Below are 17,205 nucleotides of genomic sequence, written 5' to 3' on the forward strand. Positions count from 1 at the left end.
AACTATGACCAGCGACCAGAATGAACGGAATCAGAGCGCACCCCAGACGGACGCACCCGTTCTGCCGGGGCAGCCGTTGCGCGTGCTCGTGTATCTGCCGGAGGGCATGGCCGACTGGGAGGTCGGGTATCTCATGAGCGAGCTGCGGCAGCATGACCTCACCGAGCGCGCGGCCGAGGTCACGACGGCCACGGCGGATGGCGGTCCCGTGACGAGCATGGGCGGACTCCGCGTGACCCCGGACGCAGCGCTTGGCGATGTCGACGTCGAGGGCTTCGACGCGCTCGTGCTGTGTGGCGGGACCACGTGGTTCGACGACTCTTCGAACACCGCGGCAATCGAGGCCGCCGCACGGCGCAAGTCCGCGGGCCAGCTCGTCGCCGCGATCTGCGGTGCTGTCGATGCCCTTGGCGGCGCTGGCCTACTCGACGACATCGAGCACACCGGCAATGAGCTAGGGCAGCTTGAGAAGTGGCCCGGTTACGGCGGAAGCAGCAATTTCGTGCGCGAACCGCATGCCGTCCGCGGGCGCACCGCCGCGGGCGGAACGCTGGTCACGGCCGGGTCCTGGGCGCCAACGGACTTTGCCGCGGCCGTCATGGCTGAACTAGGTGCGCTGTCCCCAGAGCGCGCTGCGCTGTGGCTGCGGTTCTGGCAGGAGCGGGAGGCATCTGCGCTCTACAAGCTCTTCGACATGGAGGCACCCGCGTCCTGATCGCGTGGGCGGGGAGTATCTGTACCCGAGTGCGCGTGGGCGGGGAGTATCTGTACCCGAGTGCGCGTGGGCGGGGAGTATCTGTACCCGAGACGAATGCCGGAGGTCGCGAGGCGCGCATGGCGTGAATGGCGCGTGGAATGGTGAAGGGCCCCGCCGACCAAGTCGGCGGGGCCCTTCACGCGGGTGCCCTCGATAGGATTCGAACCTACGGCCTTCTGCTCCGGAGGCAGACGCTCTATCCCCTGAGCTACGAGGGCCCAGATGCCCTGGAGGCAGAAAACCTGCTCCCCGCGGGACTTATCGAGCTTATCAGGTGGCTACCCCGCCCGTGCAAACCGGTCCGAGCGCAAGCCAACACGCCGCCAGGAACGCGGCCCGTCAGGGCGCGTCGGTCCCTGCGGCACCTCGGGTGCGGGCTTCTAGGGCAGCCGTGAGCCTTGTGACTTCTTGGGTGAGCGTGCGGATTTGCTCCTCGAGAGGCTCATCGACAGCCTCCACCGCCTGGCCGATCGCCTCGGCAGTCTTCGTCGCCGTCTCCTTGGAGACGTTCTCGACGAGCCAGGAGGCGATCGTGGCGGTGACGACGCCTAGCACCGCGATCCCTGACAGCATGAGCCCGGCCGCGGCAAGTCGGCCCAAGCCCGTGACCGGGTACCGGTCGCCGTAGCCAACGGTGGTCATGGTCGTCAGGGCCCACCAGAGGGCGTCCGCGAAGGAATGAATGTTGGCCTGAGGTTCGTTCTGCTCCGCATCGAGGGTGGCCAGTGCGCCGCAATACACCAGGAGCGCCGCGGCCCCCAGCACGAACGTGACGAGTCTGCCGCGCAGCGCGGCCCCGGCCCTGTTCTGGAAGACCTTGAGGAAGGTCACCAGGCGGAGCAGCCTCAAGGGCCGGAGCGCGGGAAGCGCGAGGATCACGAGTTCGTGGAGGTTCCTGACGAACCAGCGGCCTCGGTTGGGTGCGAGCCAGAGTCTCACCAGGTAGTCCGCGACGAAGACCGCCCACGCGATCCACACCAGGTCATCGGCCCAGGTCCCGGCCGAGTCGGGAAGATCCGCGATCACCTGCACTGAATAGGCGCCGAGGAACAGAAGGGCCGCGCCGATCATCGGCCACTCGGAGATTCGCCGCCAGCGTTCGAGAGTCATGGCGGTGAGGCTACTCGCGCTGAGCAGTCAACCGTCAGGAAAAGTTCTGATCGGCGCCGTCAGTCCGTGGTGGCCCGACACCGTCCGGCGCTCAGTCGAGGTAGTTCTCCACGACGTCCGCGGAGCGGACCGAGGCCTCGGACGCGTTCTCGCCGTACTGGCGCTTCGCGCGGCGCTGGCGAAGGAGGTCCCAGCACTGGTCGAGCTGTGCCTCGACGGAGCGCAGCCGCTGCTGCTCGTCGCCGGGCGTGATCTCGCCCTCGCCGACGGCCGAGCGGAGGCGGTGCTCCTCGTCGATGAGTTCCTTGATCCGGTTGTGGATGTCCTGATCCATGGTGGCTCCTTCCGGGCGGGATGTCCTCGCGAGGCCAGCCTACGCCGGAAGCCCTACGCCGGGAGCAGAGTGCTCAAGGTGGCGCGTTCGCTCGACCGCCGGCCCGCGAAAGCGCGTTCGCTGGACCGCGGTCGTGCGGAGGCCCAGGCAGTCAGTACCCGGAGAAGGCGTCTCGCCGGACCCGGCGTGCCCCGGCCGCGCGGAGGGCGGGCCCCACCGCTCCGACGAACGACGGCGGCCCAGAGACATAGGCGGTGCGTTCGCCGATGTCCGGCACGAGTTCCCTGAGGCGCTGCGGCGTGAACGGCGCCATGCCGGCGTCCTCGGCGAAGTCGGGCACCGCCCCGCCGTCGGACGTCCGGACCACCACCCGCGCCCGTGACGCCTGGAGGACGCCGGCGAAAGCGAGCTCCTCTGGCGCCGAGACCGAGGCGAGGACCACGACGTCGCGTTCCTCGCCAGCGCTCTTCAGGGCGCGCAGCATCGAGGCGAACGGCGTGAGGCCGATCCCGCCCGCGACGAGCAGCAGCGGGACGCCCTGATCGCGCGGAAGCACGAAGTCGCCGGCCACGGCGGCGGCCCACACGCGCCGCCCGGGCTCGAGGTCGAGGAGCACCTGCTTCGCAGGCGAGACCGGGGCCGGTGTACTCACGCCGAAGGCCACGACGTCCGAGGAGGGCGCGCTCGTGAAGCTGAACGTCCGCCGTCGTCCGGCCCACGCGCCCCCCGAGTGGGGGAGCGAGAGCTCTGCGTATTGCCCGGGGAGAAAGCGCGCCCGCCGGCCGGGCACGAAGACGAACTCGTACGACGTCGGGGTGAGCCGACGCCGCTCGACGAACTTGAGGTCGAGCCCTTGCGACAGGCCGAACGCGAAGGCGAGGAGGTTCCCGATGACCAGCGCCGTCTCCGGCGAGCCCGAGATCGGACCGAGCGCGAAGGGAAGCGCGTACGCCGCGGCGATGACGGCGGCATACGCGTATTGGTGCCGGCGTCGGCCCGGCATGGTAAGCGGCTCGGACAGCATGAAGCCCGCGAAGAACACGAGCGGTCCCTGGGCGACGGCTTGGACCACGGCGCCCGCGGGGAAGACGCCGGCCGTCGCGAACACCGCGGAGTTGAGCGCGAGCGCCACGACCGCGAAGACGGCAGCCATGGCGAGCCGCTGCACGCGGTACAGGACGAGGAGCGCGCCGGGGGCCACGGCCCAGAGCATCGCGGGCGTCCCCGCCCACCAGGTCGCGGCGCCCCAGCCGGTCAGCGCAACCGCGAAGGCGCCGAACGCCGCCGGATTGAACGCGTGCCGGGCGTGGAAGGCGAGGACGTACTTCGATGCCGCCGCGAAGAGGCACGCGAGGGCGGTGACGCCGAGGTCGAGCGGCGCGAGGCTCGGCCAGAACAGGAAGTAGACCAGGAGGCCCGTCACGAGCGCCGACTCGGAGTGCGGACGCACCCGGAAGATCGCCGCGATGCCGCGGTTGGCCACGTAGGAGACGCCGACGCACACCACGAGGGAGGCGAGCATGGCCGGGATCCCGAAGCGCAGCCAGCCGAGCAGGTTGAGCACGAGGCTGTAGAGCACGAAGACGGCGAGCACGCTCAGCACGAGGCGATACGAGCTCACGCGGCCGAGCGCCGCGTCGAGGCGCACCTTCGCCGCGGCGGGGGCTGTGAGAACCGGTGTCATGTGAAGAGTCCTTCGAGGAAGGCGGGGCTGCCCTCGGCGTGTCCGTCCGAGAAGACCTGGAGCCATTCCGGCGCGCCGTCCGGGCCAGCGAATTCGGCGACGAGATCGGGGCCGCGCGCCACGAAGAGGGCGGTTGCGAGCGCGTCCGCGGTCATGGCGTCGTCGGCCAGGGCCCACGCGGCGACCACGGCCCGCACCGGCGCGCCGGTGCGGGCGTCGAGGAGGTGGTGGAAACCGTCGCCCCACGCCCGGCGATTGCCCGCCGAGGCGCAGAGGGACCTGCCCTGGACGTCGATGACGCCGATCGCCTCGTCCGCGTTGTAGGGGTGCTCAAGCGCCGCCCGCAGCGGCTCGGCCCCCGCGTGGAGGATGTCGCCGCTCCCGTCGATGACGAACTCGTCGTGCCCGGCGTCGGCGAGGATCGCCCCGAATCGGTCCACGAGCAGCCCCTTGCCGGCGGCGCCGATGTCGAGGACGGCGGGGTACTTGAGGACGACGGCGGTGCCCTCCCAGACGTGGTCCGCGTCCCAGAGCGGGGCGGGCTCGGGCGCGCCGGACGGGACGAGCTCGTAGCCGGGCCCATAGCCAATCCGTTCGAGGCTCGATCCGATCCAGGGGTTCACGGCCCCCTTGGTCACGCGGTAGAGCCTCGCGTACAGCTCCGAGAGCGCCGCGCTCTCGGCCGGCAGGTCCCATCTGCCCGTCCCGGCGCGCATCTGCGCGACAAGGGAGTCTGGCCGGAAGCGCGACCACACCCAGTCGAAGCGCTCGGCCTCCCGCAGCAGCGTCCACTCGACGGCGTCGCCGAGCGGCCGGTCAGTGCCGATCTCGAAGAGGGTTCCGATCGCCTCGAACGTGAAGGACTCCATCGGTGGTCCTAGGAGGCTTCGCCCTTGATGATCGAGATGGCGTCGTTGAAGCCCTGGCCCGTGAGCGAAGATCCGGAGACGATCCCCACGTTGAGCTCGTCGAGCTTCTTGCCGACCACCACGTCCTTGATGCCCGACGCGAAGTGCTTCTGGTAGATCGCCGTGTTCGCGCTCGTGGGGTGCTGGGTGATCTGCACGTCCTTCACTACCCCGGACGCCAACGTGAGGGTGACCCCGACGGTCTCGGGACCGTTGGGGGAGGTGTAGTGCCCGTCCGCGCTGTAGGTGCCGTCCTTGTACGTGTGGCTGCCCCCGCCGGCGGCTGCGGTCGAGCCCGAGCCTGCGGCCGCCGTCGTCGGCGCTCCGGCTGCGGGGCTGGCCGCCTTCGCCGCGCCCGGCACCGCAGCGTCCGACGGCGCGCAGCCCGCCACGGCACCGACGAGCGATGCGCCGGCCAACGCGGTGAGGGCCACCTTGCGCGCGACGCGCGGACTCGGGGCGAAGGTGGGCACGGGGGAGTCGGGCATAGCTGCTTCCTGCATCGGCGGATCCCTGGGCGGGGACGGTTGTCCTTTAAACGTAGCCTCGGCCGGAGGCGTTCATCGACACGGCGGCTGTGCGGTGGCTGTGAGAGTCGGCTGTGATGGTGGCCGGGATCACGGCGAAGCGTCGCCGAGAGTGATGTTTGGTATCCCGAGTCTGCTGTAGCGTTTTAGGGTGAGCGAAGCGGAACCTGAGGCGACCGTCCATGCCAGCGCGAGCCCCCGGCAGTCCGCGATCCGCGGCGGCCTGCTCGCCGCCGCGGGGATCCTGATCGTCGCGTTCACCCTCCGCACCGCCGTCACGAGCGTTCCACCACTCACCGGCGCGATCTCGAGGGAACTGTTCCTCCCGTCGTGGCTCGTCGGAATCCTCGGGATGCTGCCCACGGCGCTGTTCGGGATCGCCGGCCTCGTGACGCCGCTTTTCATGCGCAAGCGGAGCGTCGAGTCGATCGCCGTCGTCTCGATGGCGGCAGCGGCGGTGGGCCAGATCGTCCGCGCTGTCGCGCCCGACACCGTCACGTTCCTTGCGGCCTCGGCGGTCGCCCTGGCCGGCATGGGGGCCGGCAACGTGGTGCTCCCGCCGATGGTCAAGAAGTACTTCCCGGAGAAGATCGGGCTCCTGACGGCGCTCTATGTGACAGTCATCAGCCTCGGCACCACCGTCCCGCCGCTCCTCGCGGTCCCCGTCGCGGAATCGGTCGGTTGGCGAGGGTCGATCGGCTGGTGGGCCGTGGTCAACGTCATCGCCATCGTGCCGTGGCTGCGCTCGTGGCCTGCGCGGCCTTCCGCGTCCCGGGCCGCCGGCAGCGAAGGCGGGGACGCGCGGTCGTCCGCTCGCCGGACCGAAAGCACGACGGCGCCAGGCGGCTCGGCGCCTGCCGCGCCGGGGGCGGCCGTCACCGCGGTGCCCGTGGTCATCCGCCCGTGGCGCGCGCCGGCAGCCTGGGCGCTCGCGCTGCTGTTCGGCTGCACCTCGCTCAACACGTACACGATGTTCAGCTGGCTCCCGTCGATCGCCACCGAGGCCGGACTCAGCGCGGGCGACGCCGGGCTGCAGCTCGCGATCTTCTCGGGCCTCGGGATCCCGCTGAGCCTCGTCGTGCCGATCCTCGCGGGGCGGCTGAAGAACCCGTTCGCCGTGGTGATCTTCGGCGTGACGTGTTTCGTGAGCGGCTACCTCGGGCTCTGGATCGCGCCAGCGTCGGCGACGTGGCTGTGGTCCACCCTCATGGGTCTCGGACCCGCAACATTCCCGCTTTCGCTCGTGCTCATCAACCTCCGCACACGCTCGCACCGGGCGTCCGGGGCCGTCTCTGGATTCGCGCAGGGCGTGGGCTACACGGTCGCGTGCGCAGGCCCGCTCTTCGCCGGCATCCTGCACGACGCGACCGGCGGATGGACGGCGTCGTTCGCTTTCCTGGGCGTGACGCTCGTGGTGCTCGTGTCCGCTGGGTGGGTCATCTGCCGGCCGCGCTACATCGACGACGCCCCGGGAGTCGTCGAGCCCGCCGCAGCCGCGTGACCCGCGCCGTTTCGGGGCGATGCCGCGCCGCCGGTAGTCTAGATCCGTGACTCCCGAAGAACTCTCCTCAGCTATTTCCGCCTGCCTTGCCGACGCCGTGAGCGCCGGCGACCTTGCCGTGGATGTGCCGGACGAGATCCGAGTGGAGCGACCCAAGAACCGGGAGCACGGAGACTGGGCCACCAACATCGCGCTCCAGCTCGGAAAGAAGGCGGGGATGAACCCGCGCGCGTTCGCCGAGATCCTCGCCACGCGCCTCGCGGCGCTCGAGGGCGTCAAGAGCGTCGAGGTGGCCGGTCCGGGCTTCCTCAACATCACGCTCGACGCCGCGGCCGCCGGCGCGCTAGCGAAGGCGATTGTCGACGCAGGTACGGCGTACGGCCGCAATGACGCCCTCGCCGGGCACGTGGTCAACATGGAGTTCGTCTCGGCGAACCCGACCGGACCCCTGCACATCGGGCACACGCGTTGGGCCGCGCTCGGCGACTCGATCGCACGGGTGCTGCGCGCGTCCGGCGCGGACGTGACGGCCGAGTACTACATCAACGACGCCGGCAGCCAGATGAACGTCTTCGCGAACTCGGTGCTCTCGCGCCTGCACGGCCGCGGCGTCCCCGAGGGCGGGTACCCCGGGCAGTACATCGTGGACCTCGGGCACGAGGTCCTCGTCCAGCATCCCGACGTCCGTGAGCTCAACGACGAGGCTGCCCTCCCGATCGTGCGCCATGCCGCGTACGAGGCCCAGATGCAGGACATCAAGTCGACCCTCGCGGCGTTCGGCGTGTCCTTCGACGTCTACTTCTCCGAGAAGGACGGGCTCCACGACTCGGGCGCGATCGAGTCCGCCGTGGCGCGCCTGCGCGAGCAGGGCCACGTGTTCGACCTCGACGGCGCCGTGTGGCTCCGCACCACCGACTTCGGCGACGACAAGGACCGCGTGCTCATCCGCGCGAACGGCGAGCCGACCTACTTCGCCGCCGACGCCGCGTACTACCTCTCGAAGAAGGACCGCGGCTTCCCCGAGAAGATCTACCTTCTCGGCGCCGACCACCACGGCTACGTGAACCGGCTCAAGGCCATTGCGGCGTGCGCCGGCGACGACCCCGAGACGAGCATCGAGATCCTCATCGGCCAGCTCGTGTCCGTCAACGGCGCGAAGCTGTCCAAGCGCGCGGGCAACATCATCGAGCTCAAGGACCTCATCGAGTGGCTCGGCAAGGACGCCGTGCGCTATTCGCTGGCACGCTTCCCCGCGGACTCGCCGCTCACGCTCGACCCGGAACTCCTGCGCAAGCACTCCAACGAGAACCCGGTCTACTACGTCCAGTACGCCCACGCGCGCTCGCGCGGTGCGGCGCGCAACGCGGTGCAGGCGGGCGTCGAGCGCACGGTGGACGGACGGGAGGCTTTCGACGCGTCGCTCCTCGACCACCCGACCGAGGGCGAGCTGCTCGCGCACCTCGCCGCGTACCCCTCGATCGTGGGCAAGGCCGCGGAGTTCCGCGAGCCGCACCGCGTGGCCCGCCACTTGGAGACGATCGCCAGCGCGTACCACTCGTGGTACGACAACTGCCGTATCGCACCGTTGGGCGACGAGGAGATCACGGGCCTCAATCGCACCCGACTGTGGCTCAACGACGCGACGAGCCAGGTCCTCGCGAACGGCCTGGACCTGCTGGGCGTCTCGGCGCCGGAGAGGATGTGACCGTGTCCCACGAGACGCTGGGCGCCGCGGCCGGCGCTGGCTCGCCCCTTGCCCCCGCATGGCTCGAGGTGCCGGCCGACCTCAACGCGCTCGAGGCCAAGCTGTGGGCGCACGACGTCGAACGGACTCCAGGCGGCGAGCTCGCCGTGGGCGGGATCGGCGTCGCGCAGCTCGCCGAGGAGTTCGGCACGCCGCTCTTCGTCCTGAGCGAGGACGACTTCCGGGCGCGCGCCCGCGCGTTCAAGGACGCGTTCGACGACGCGTTCGCGGACGTGTGCGGGGGCGTCGACGTCTACTACGCGGGGAAGGCGTTCCTGAGCTCTGCGGTCGCCGCGTGGGTGGCTGAGGAGGGACTCCGGCTCGACACGTGCTCGGGCGGCGAGCTCGCCGTCGCGGCGAAGGCGGGCCTCCCGGGCGAGCTGCTGGGCCTCCACGGCAACAACAAGTCGGACGCGGAGATCGAGCGGGCGCTCGATCTCGGCGTGGGCCGCATCGTCGTGGACAGCCTGGACGAGCTCGAGCGGGTCGCGGCCATCGCGGCGGCGCGCGGCGACCAGGATCCCGGACGGCGCGAGCTGCGCGCGAAGGTCATGCTGCGGCTCACGCCGGGTGTGCATGCTCACACGCACGAGTTCATCGCGACCGCGCACGAGGACCAGAAGTTCGGACTCTCGATGGCCGCGGGGACGGCAAGCGCCGAGTTCCGCGCCGAGGTCGCGGAGGAGTCCGGCATCGAGGCGGCCGCCGCAGCGTCCGCCGCCGAGGAGGCCGTGGCCGCTGCCGCCGGGCACGACAGCATCGAGCTGCTGGGCCTGCACTGCCACATCGGATCGCAGATCTTCGAGCCCGAGGGGTTCGAGGTCGCCGCGGTCAAGCTCCTGACGTTCCTCGCGACGATGCGTTCCACGTACTCGATCGCGCTCCCCGAGCTCGATCTGGGCGGCGGGCACGGCATCGCCTACACGCCCGTGGACACCCCGCGCCCAGCCGCGGAGATCGCCCAGGCGCTCGCCGCCGTCGTCCGTTCGACGTGCGGTGACCTCGGCATCACGCCGCCGCGCATCTCGATCGAGCCGGGGCGGGCGATCGTCGGCTCAGCGGCGTTCACGCTCTACCGCGCCGGGACCACGAAGGATGTCCTCGTAGATGTGCCCGCGGACGCACCCGGGATCGGCGAGGAAGGCGCGACGGCGGTGCGCCGCTACCTCTCGGTGGACGGCGGGATGAGCGACAACGCGCGCCCCGTCCTCTACGACGCCGACTACTCGGCGGTGCTGGCCGGCCGCGCGTCGGACGCGGCGCCGCAGCTCACTCGCGTGGTGGGCAAGCACTGCGAGAGCGGCGACATCGTGGTGCGCAACGTCTACCTACCCGCGGACGTCCGTCGCGGCGACCTGGTCGCGGTGCCGGGGACGGGCGCGTACTGCTGGGTGCTGTCGAGCAATTACAACTACGTGGGGCGTCCCGGCGTCGTCGCAGTCCGTCATGGTTCGGCGCGGTGGATCATCCGAGGGGAGACTGAACAGGATCTGCTCTCCCGCGACATGGGAGTGTGACCTCTTCGAATGGGAGACCGGATGACCGAGACTCAGACTCAGCCGCGCCCCGCGGCGCTGCGCGATGACCCCAAGGTGCTCAAGGTTGCGCTCCTCGGGTGCGGCACGGTGGGGAGCCAGGTGGCTCGGATCCTGCTCGAGGACTCGGCGGCGCTCGCGGCGCGTGCCGGGGCCCGGCTCGAGCTCGCGGGCATCGCGGTGCGGAATCTCGACGCCAAGCGCGACGAGGAGCTCCCGCGCGAACTCTTCACGGACAACGCGGAGGCCCTCGTGGACTCGGCGGATCTCGTCGTCGAGCTCATGGGCGGCATCGAGCCTGCCCGATCGCTCATCCTGCGGGCCGTGCGCAAGGGCGCGTCGGTGGTCACGGGCAACAAGGCCCTGCTCGCGCAGGACGGTCCGGCCCTGTTCGAGGAAGCCGACCGGAACAACGCCGAGCTGAGCTTCGAGGCTGCGGTCGCGGGCGCGATCCCGATCATCCGCCCGATCCGCGAGAGCCTTTCCGGCGACCGGATCACGCGGGTGCTCGGCATCGTGAACGGGACGACGAACTACATCCTCGACCAGATGGACACGACCGGCGCGGCGTTCGCGGACGCGCTCGCCGAGGCCCAGCGGCTCGGGTACGCCGAGGCGGACCCGACGGCGGACGTCGAGGGCCACGACGCCGCGGCGAAGGCCGCGCTGCTCGCAACGCTCGCCTTCCATACCCCCGTGGCGCTCGAGGACGTGCGCTGCCAGGGCATCAGCGGCGTGACGGCGGAGGACATCGCCGCGGCGAAGGACTCGGGGCTCGTCATCAAGCTGCTCGCGATCGCGGAGCTGGTCACGGCGGCCGGGGAAGGGGGCGCCGAGACCGAGGGCGCGAGCGTGCGGGTGCACCCGACGCTCCTTCCGCGCGAGCACCCGCTCGCGGCGGTGCGCGGGGCGTTCAACGCGGTGTTCGTCGAGGCCGAGAACGCGGGACAGCTCATGTTCTATGGCGCCGGCGCGGGCGGGCGTCCCACGGCGTCCGCGATCATGGGCGATGTCGTTTCGACGGCACGGCGCGTTGTCGCGGGTGCCCCGGGCCGAACGGACACCGCGACCCGCAGGCTGCCCATCCTGGGCATCGAGGCCGTCACGACGAGCTACAGCATCGGCCTCGAGGTGCCCGACCAGCTCGGCGTCCTCTCCCGCGTCGCTGCGGTCTTCGCCGAGCACGGTGTCTCGATCGAGACCATGCGCCAGAGGATCGACGGCGACGAGCCCGGCTCGGGCGAGGGCACGGCGGAGCTGCGCTTCGTCACCCACCGAGCGTCGGAGAAGGACCTCGCCGAGACCGTTGCCGACATCAAGAACCTCGACGTCGTCACATCCGTGACGAGCGTCCTCCGAGTCGAAGGAGTCTAGTGGCCCACCAGTGGCGCGGAGTCATCCGCGAATACGCCGACCGTCTGCCCGTCACCGAGGCGACCCGCGTCATCACCCTCGGCGAGGGCGGCACGCCGCTCGTCCACGCGCAGAAGCTCTCGGCCCTCACGGGGTCCGACGTGTACCTCAAGGTCGAGGGGATGAATCCCACGGGCTCGTTCAAGGACCGCGGCATGACCATGGCCATGACGGCGGCCGTCGCGGCCGGCGCGAAGGCCGTGGTGTGCGCGTCGACGGGCAACACGTCCGCGTCCGCGGCCGCGTACGCGACGACGGCGGGGCTCACGTGTGCGGTCCTCGTGCCCGAGGGCAAGATCGCGATGGGCAAGCTGAGCCAGGCGATCGCCCACGGGGCGACGCTCCTCCAAGTCGACGGCAACTTCGACGACTGCCTCGAGATCGCGCGCAAGCTCGCCGAGGCGTACCCGGTCTTCCTCGTCAACTCGGTCAACCCGGCCCGCATCGAGGGCCAGAAGACGGCCGCGTTCGAGATCGTCGACGCGCTCGGCGACGCGCCGGACATCCACGTGCTCCCCGTGGGCAACGCCGGAAACATCTCGGCGTACTGGAAGGGCTACAAGGAGTACGCGAAGGACACCGTGTACTCCTCTGGATCAGGCGCGGAGGACGCCGAAGGCGAGGAGCGCACGCTCGCAGCTGTCTCCACCAAGCTCCCGGTGATGTGGGGATTCCAGGCCGCCGGCGCGGCTCCGTTCGTGGCCGGCCACCCCATCACGAACCCCGAGACCATCGCGACGGCGATCCGGATCGGCAACCCCGCGTCGTGGGACACCGCGGTGGCGGCGCGCGACGAGTCCGGCGGCCTGATCGATGCCGTGACGGACGAACAGATCCTCGCTGCGCATCGCTGGCTCTCCGCCAAGGAGGGCGTCTTCGTGGAGCCCGGCTCCGCGGCGAGCGTGGCTGGCCTGCTCAAGCAGCACGAGGCCGGATTGGTGCCGGCAGGGAAGACGATCGTGTGCACCGTGACGGGCCACGGCCTCAAGGACCCGCAGTGGGCCCTCCGCACTGAGGGCGGCGAGCAGGTTGAGCCGGTCAAGGTCGGGAACGACGTGGTGAGCGTGGCTGCTGCGCTGGGACTGGAGCCGTAGGCCCATGAGCCTCCACATGCCGGCCGCGGCGGCCTCTCTGCGGACCGTCGCGGCCGGGCAGCGGATCACCGTACGCGTTCCGGCAACGAGCGCGAACCTCGGGCCCGGCTATGACAGCCTCGGGCTGGCTCTGTCGCTCTACGACACCGTGAGCGTCGAAACGGTCGACGGCGATGGGCTCGCTTTCGAGCTCAGCGGCGAGGGTGCGGATACGCTTCCCCGCGACGCGAGCCACCTCGTGGTCCGGACGATCGACGCGGCGCTCGAGCGGCTCGGCTACCGGCGCTCGGGCCTGCGGCTCGCCGCAGAGAACGTGAGCCCGCACGGCCGGGGCCTCGGCTCGTCGGCATCCGCAACGGTGGCGGCGGTGCTCGTGGCCGCGGAACTCGTTCCCGCGGAAGACCGCCCGGACCGCCAGTGGGTCCTGCAGCTGTGCAGCGAGATCGAGGGCCACCCCGACAACGTCGCGCCCGCGATCTTCGGCTCGCTCGCGCTCTCATGGCAGGACGGAGCGGCGTTCCGCACGGCGGTCGCACGCGTGCACCGCGACGTGGTGCCGATCGTCGCGGTTCCGGACTACGAGCTCTCGACCGAGCTCGCGCGTTCGCTCCTTCCTTCGTCTGTCCCGCACATCGCGGCTGCTGCGAACTCGGGCCGGGCCGCACTTCTGGTCCACGCCCTCACGCAGGACCCCTCACTGCTCCTGCCCGGCACGGAGGACTATCTGCATCAGGGCTATCGCGCATCCGCCATGCGCCCGAGCGCATCGCTCATCCGCAGGCTCCGGGCCGAAGGCCACGCGGCCGTCGTGTCCGGGGCGGGGCCCACGGTGCTGGCCCTCGCGGCCGGCGCCTCCGAGGCAGACGAGGTGGAGGCCGCCGTCGCACGCTTTGCGCGCGCCGGCGCGGAGGCGACGCCGCGCTATGCGGGAGAGAGTGCGACGACGTGGCGTGTCATGCGTCTAACTGTCGACGTCGAAGGTGCTAAAGTGGAAGTGCATTCGCGGTAGCGTTCGCCCACAGGGGCACTCTCAGACGCATTACTCTCCGAAGTACCCCGTGGGCCGGCCTCTCCGCTTCGAATGCCGTCCCTACCTAGCTCCGCAGCCGGTCAGTCGCTTTGCCGCCGTCGCAGAGGCGCTGCCTCCTCCGTTCGCTTGGGGCGAACCACCAGTTTGCTCCGTACGCCCGTTCTGGCGCGTCGGGGCAGCCATCCTGACCGCGCTTCTGAATGCGGTCACCAACACGATGCGCCGTTTCACACAGCGGACGCAGTCGACGGGGAAGGATCCTTCGTGACACAGACCACTGAGCTGAACCCAGCAGTGGACACGCCCGCAGCGGGCGAATCCAAGGGCATCGCGGGCCTCAAGCTCGCGCAGCTTCAGGCACTCGCCTCCCAGCTGGGTATCACCGGCGGTTCCCGCATGCGCAAGGGCGACCTCGTGGCCGCCATCTCCGCGCACCAGAAGGGCGAGCCCCTGGTGCGCCGCGGCGCCGCCGCGGGCAAGCCCGCCGAGCAGGCCGTCGCCTCGGAGTCGAAGGAGACGGCCGTCGAGGCCGCATCCAGCGGCGAGGAAGCGGCTGCACCCGCCCGCGGTCGCGGGCGGACCCGCCGCCGCGCGGGAAGCGACGGCGTCGTGACGCCGACCGCCGAGGGCCAGGCTCAGGCTGAGGCCGCCCCGGCCGAGGCCGCCGCGGCTCCCGCGGCTGAGACCCCGGCCCCCGAGGCAGAGGCCCCGCGGCAGCCCCGCACGCGCAACCGCAACCGCCGCGCATCCGCTGAGGGGACCGTCGAGGCTCCGGCCGCCGAGTCCGCAGAGGCCCGCGCTGAGGCCGCTCCGGCCGAGGCGCCCGCTCAGGCCCCCGCCGAGGCAGGGCAGCAGGAGTCCCAGCAGGCCGAGGCCGGCGAGGGTCGCCGTCGTGGCCGCGATCGCGGGCAGCAGCAGGACCGCCAGCAGGACCGTGGCCAGCAGCAGGACCGCCAGCAGGATCGCGGGCAGCAGCAGGACCGCCAGCAGGATCGTGCGCAGCAGCAGGACCGCAGCCAGCAGGATCGCGGGCAGCAGGACCAGCGTCGCGACGAGGACGGCGAGGACGGCGGAAGCCGCCGGAACCGCCGCAATCGCCGCGGGCGCGACCGTGACCGCGATCGCGAGGACAGCGGACGCAACGACCGCTTCCGCGACCGCAACGAGCGCCGCCGCGGGCGCAGCCAGGGCCCCGAGGTCGACGACACCGAGGTCACCGAGGACGACGTCCTCGTTCCCGTGGCGGGCATCCTCGACGTCCTCGAGAACTACGCGTTCATCCGCACCTCGGGCTACCTTCCGGGCCCGAACGACGTGTACGTGCCGCTCGCGCAGGTCAAGAAGTACGGCCTCCGCAAGGGCGACGCCGTGGTCGGCGCGATCCGTGCACCGCGCGACGGCGAGGACAACCGACAGAGCCAGGGCAACCGCCAGAAGTTCAACGCGCTCGTCCGCGTGACGACCGTCAACGGCAAGAACCCCGAGGACACGAAGGGCCGCGTCGAGTTCACCAAGCTCGTGCCGCTCTACCCGTCGGAGCGCCTCCGCCTCGAGACGGACCCGAAGAAGATCGGCCCGCGCGTCATCGACCTCGTGGCCCCGATCGGCAAGGGCCAGCGCGGCCTCATCGTCTCGCCGCCCAAGGCCGGCAAGACGCTCATCCTGCAGTCCATCGCGAACGCGATCACCGTCAACAACCCTGAGGTCCACCTCATGATGGTGCTCGTCGACGAGCGGCCCGAAGAGGTCACGGACATGCAGCGCTCGGTGCGCGGCGAGGTCATCGCCTCGACGTTCGACCGCCCGGCCGACGATCACACGACCGTCGCCGAGCTTGCGATCGAGCGCGCCAAGCGCCTCGTCGAGATGGGTATGGACGTCGTGGTGCTCCTCGACTCGATGACCCGCCTCGGCCGTGCCTACAACCTCTCGGCACCCGCGTCGGGCCGCATCCTCTCGGGTGGTGTCGACTCGGCCGCGCTCTACCCGCCGAAGCGATTCTTCGGGGCGGCGCGCAACATCGAGAACGGCGGCTCGCTCACGATCATCGCGACGGCGCTCGTCGAGACCGGCTCCAAGATGGACGAGGTCATCTTCGAGGAGTTCAAGGGCACCGGCAACATGGAGCTCCGCCTGTCCCGCCAGCTCGCGGACAAGCGCATCTTCCCGGCCGTGGACGTCAACGCGTCCGGCACGCGCCGCGAGGAGAACCTCCTCTCCTCCGACGAGGTCAAGATCATGTGGCGCCTGCGCCGCGTGCTCTCGGGCCTCGACACGCAGCAGGCCCTCGAGCTGCTCACGTCGAAGATCCGCGAGACGCAGTCCAACATCGAGTTCCTCCTGCAGGTGCAGAAGACGACTCTCGCGTCCAAGTCGGAGAACGACAGGCACTAGCGCCCCCGCGCGGCGGCCGGCCCGGAACCCCGGTGCCGGCCGCCGTCGTCGTTTGCTGACTGTAGGAACCCCAGAAAAGCCGCCAAGAAAGGCCCACACATGTTCGAGTCCGTGAAAGGACTGCTGGACGAGCACGCAGACCTGCAGAAGCAGCTGAGCGACCCCGCGGTCTACCAGGACCAGGCGCTCGCGCGGAAGCTCGGCCGCCGCTCCGCACAGCTCAACGGCATTGTGGAGGCCCACAACCGGTGGAAGCAGCTCTCCGGCGACCTCGAGGCCGCGCGCGAGATGGCGGCCGAGGACCCCGAGTTCGCGGCCGAGGTCCCGCAGCTCGAAGCGTCGCTGACGCTCGCGCAGGAGAAACTCCGCAGGCTCCTCATCCCGCGCGACCCGAACGACGCGCGGAACGTCATCCTCGAGGTCAAGGGCGGCGAGGGCGGCGACGAGGCGGCGCTCTTCGCGGCCGACCTCCTGCGCATGTACACGCGCTACGCCGAGTCGAGGGGCTGGAAGACGGAGATCCTGTCCTCGACCGAGTCCGACCTCGGCGGCTACAAGGACGTCCAGGTCGCCATCAAGGGCTCCTCGAACGACCCCGCCGAGGGCGTCTACGCGCACCTCAAGTACGAGGGCGGCGTGCACCGCGTCCAGCGCGTGCCCGTCACCGAATCGCAGGGCCGCATCCACACGTCCGCCGCTGGCGTCCTCGTGTTCCCCGAGGTGGACGAGCCCGAGGAGATCGAGATCAACGCGAATGATCTCAAGATCGACGTCTACCGCTCGTCCGGCCCGGGCGGACAGTCGGTCAACACGACCGACTCCGCCGTCCGCATCACCCACCTTCCCACGGGCATCGTCGTCGCGATGCAGAACGAGAAGTCGCAGCTCCAGAACCGCGAGGCCGCGATGCGGGTGCTCCGCTCCCGGCTCCTCGCGCACCAGCAGGAGCAGATCGAGGCGGAGAACGCCGAGGTGCGCAAGTCCCAGGTCCGCACGATGGACCGCTCGGAGCGCATCCGCACGTACAACTACCCCGAGAACCGCATCGCTGACCACCGCACGGGCTACAAGGCCTACAACCTCGACGCCGTCATGAACGGCGACCTCGCGCCGGTGATCCAGTCCTGCATCGACATGGACGAGCAGCACCGCCTCGACGCGCTCGGCGAGTGAG

Annotated in this window: 14 protein-coding genes and 1 tRNA gene; 9 read left to right on the forward strand and 6 right to left on the reverse strand. The window is 70.6% G+C overall.

The features are described from left to right. The first annotated feature begins 4 nt into the window (after positions 1 to 4). On the forward strand, positions 5 to 715 hold the full coding sequence (locus E6A26_RS02970; protein WP_136609696.1) for a DJ-1/PfpI family protein: 711 nt from the start codon (positions 5 to 7) through the stop codon (positions 713 to 715). A gap of 187 nt (positions 716 to 902) precedes the next feature. On the opposite strand, the gene E6A26_RS02975 is transcribed toward E6A26_RS02970, so the two are convergent. The 6 genes from E6A26_RS02975 to E6A26_RS03000 form a co-directional block, all read right to left on the reverse strand. Continuing rightward, positions 903 to 975: transfer RNA gene (locus tag E6A26_RS02975), tRNA-Arg, on the reverse strand. Between the two features lie 121 nt (positions 976 to 1,096). Next, the gene (locus E6A26_RS02980) at positions 1,097 to 1,867 is read right to left on the reverse strand and encodes an ion channel (RefSeq protein WP_136609697.1); all 771 of its coding nucleotides are present in this window, start codon (positions 1,865 to 1,867) and stop codon (positions 1,097 to 1,099) included. A 91-nt stretch (positions 1,868 to 1,958) separates the two neighbouring features. Further along, the gene (locus tag E6A26_RS02985) at positions 1,959 to 2,201 is read right to left on the reverse strand and encodes a DUF2630 family protein (RefSeq protein WP_136609698.1); all 243 of its coding nucleotides are present in this window, start codon (positions 2,199 to 2,201) and stop codon (positions 1,959 to 1,961) included. A 151-nt stretch (positions 2,202 to 2,352) separates the two neighbouring features. Continuing rightward, positions 2,353 to 3,885: an oxidoreductase gene (locus tag E6A26_RS02990; RefSeq protein ID WP_136609699.1), complete on the reverse strand. Its 1,533-nt coding sequence runs from the start codon at positions 3,883 to 3,885 to the stop codon at positions 2,353 to 2,355. After that, the gene (locus tag E6A26_RS02995) at positions 3,882 to 4,754 is read right to left on the reverse strand and encodes an FAD:protein FMN transferase (RefSeq protein WP_136609700.1); all 873 of its coding nucleotides are present in this window, start codon (positions 4,752 to 4,754) and stop codon (positions 3,882 to 3,884) included. Before E6A26_RS02995 ends, E6A26_RS02990 begins: the two co-directional genes overlap by 4 nt. 8 nt (positions 4,755 to 4,762) lie before the next feature. Continuing rightward, positions 4,763 to 5,296: a hypothetical protein gene (locus E6A26_RS03000; protein WP_327407222.1), complete on the reverse strand. Its 534-nt coding sequence runs from the start codon at positions 5,294 to 5,296 to the stop codon at positions 4,763 to 4,765. Positions 5,297 to 5,471: 175 nt separating this feature from the next. On the opposite strand from E6A26_RS03000, the gene E6A26_RS03005 reads away from it, so the two are divergent. The 8 genes from E6A26_RS03005 (at position 5,472) to prfA (ending at position 17,204) form a co-directional block, all read left to right on the forward strand. Further along, positions 5,472 to 6,821 (forward strand): MFS transporter, encoded by a 1,350-nt coding sequence (locus E6A26_RS03005; protein ID WP_234864943.1) that lies wholly within the window; start codon positions 5,472 to 5,474, stop codon positions 6,819 to 6,821. 46 nt (positions 6,822 to 6,867) lie between these two features. Then, a complete protein-coding gene (gene argS / locus E6A26_RS03010) occupies positions 6,868 to 8,526 on the forward strand; it encodes an arginine--tRNA ligase (RefSeq protein WP_136609701.1) in 1,659 nt (552 codons plus the stop codon). A 17-nt stretch (positions 8,527 to 8,543) separates the two neighbouring features. Then, positions 8,544 to 10,082, forward strand: a complete 1,539-nt coding sequence (locus E6A26_RS03015) for a diaminopimelate decarboxylase family protein (RefSeq protein ID WP_136609801.1) — start codon at positions 8,544 to 8,546, stop codon at positions 10,080 to 10,082. Between the two features lie 21 nt (positions 10,083 to 10,103). Continuing rightward, on the forward strand, positions 10,104 to 11,474 hold the full coding sequence (locus E6A26_RS03020; protein ID WP_136609702.1) for a homoserine dehydrogenase: 1,371 nt from the start codon (positions 10,104 to 10,106) through the stop codon (positions 11,472 to 11,474). Further along, positions 11,474 to 12,607, forward strand: coding sequence for a threonine synthase (gene thrC / locus E6A26_RS03025; protein WP_136609703.1), 1,134 nt, complete (start codon positions 11,474 to 11,476; stop codon positions 12,605 to 12,607). Before E6A26_RS03020 ends, thrC begins: the two co-directional genes overlap by 1 nt. Positions 12,608 to 12,611: 4 nt before the next feature. After that, positions 12,612 to 13,616, forward strand: coding sequence for a homoserine kinase (thrB, locus tag E6A26_RS03030; RefSeq protein ID WP_234864947.1), 1,005 nt, complete (start codon positions 12,612 to 12,614; stop codon positions 13,614 to 13,616). A 285-nt stretch (positions 13,617 to 13,901) separates the two neighbouring features. Continuing rightward, on the forward strand, positions 13,902 to 16,031 hold the full coding sequence (rho, locus tag E6A26_RS03035; protein ID WP_211128914.1) for a transcription termination factor Rho: 2,130 nt from the start codon (positions 13,902 to 13,904) through the stop codon (positions 16,029 to 16,031). 99 nt (positions 16,032 to 16,130) lie between these two features. Next, complete coding sequence (gene prfA / locus E6A26_RS03040) at positions 16,131 to 17,204, forward strand: peptide chain release factor 1 (RefSeq protein ID WP_136609705.1); 1,074 nt, start codon at positions 16,131 to 16,133, stop codon at positions 17,202 to 17,204. Position 17,205 lies beyond the last annotated feature (1 nt).

Origin of the sequence: Sinomonas albida, assembly GCF_004919045.1 — a bacterium.
In the GTDB taxonomy this organism is placed as follows: Bacteria; Actinomycetota; Actinomycetes; order Actinomycetales; family Micrococcaceae; genus Sinomonas; species Sinomonas albida.

What these genes read in the sequence shown, in the direction of transcription:
- E6A26_RS03000 (WP_327407222.1), bottom strand. Translation starts at nt 5,296, where the DNA reads ATGCAGGAAGCAGCTATGCCCGACTCCCCCGTGCCCACCTTCGCCCCG.
- E6A26_RS02980 (WP_136609697.1), bottom strand. Translation starts at nt 1,867, where the DNA reads ATGACTCTCGAACGCTGGCGGCGAATCTCCGAGTGGCCGATGATCGGC.
- E6A26_RS02995 (WP_136609700.1), bottom strand. Translation starts at nt 4,754, where the DNA reads ATGGAGTCCTTCACGTTCGAGGCGATCGGAACCCTCTTCGAGATCGGC.
- thrB (WP_234864947.1), top strand. Translation starts at nt 12,612, where the DNA reads ATGAGCCTCCACATGCCGGCCGCGGCGGCCTCTCTGCGGACCGTCGCG.
- E6A26_RS02985 (WP_136609698.1), bottom strand. Translation starts at nt 2,201, where the DNA reads ATGGATCAGGACATCCACAACCGGATCAAGGAACTCATCGACGAGGAG.
- E6A26_RS02990 (WP_136609699.1), bottom strand. Translation starts at nt 3,885, where the DNA reads ATGACACCGGTTCTCACAGCCCCCGCCGCGGCGAAGGTGCGCCTCGAC.
- E6A26_RS02970 (WP_136609696.1), top strand. Translation starts at nt 5, where the DNA reads ATGACCAGCGACCAGAATGAACGGAATCAGAGCGCACCCCAGACGGAC.
- prfA (WP_136609705.1), top strand. Translation starts at nt 16,131, where the DNA reads ATGTTCGAGTCCGTGAAAGGACTGCTGGACGAGCACGCAGACCTGCAG.
- E6A26_RS03020 (WP_136609702.1), top strand. Translation starts at nt 10,104, where the DNA reads ATGACCGAGACTCAGACTCAGCCGCGCCCCGCGGCGCTGCGCGATGAC.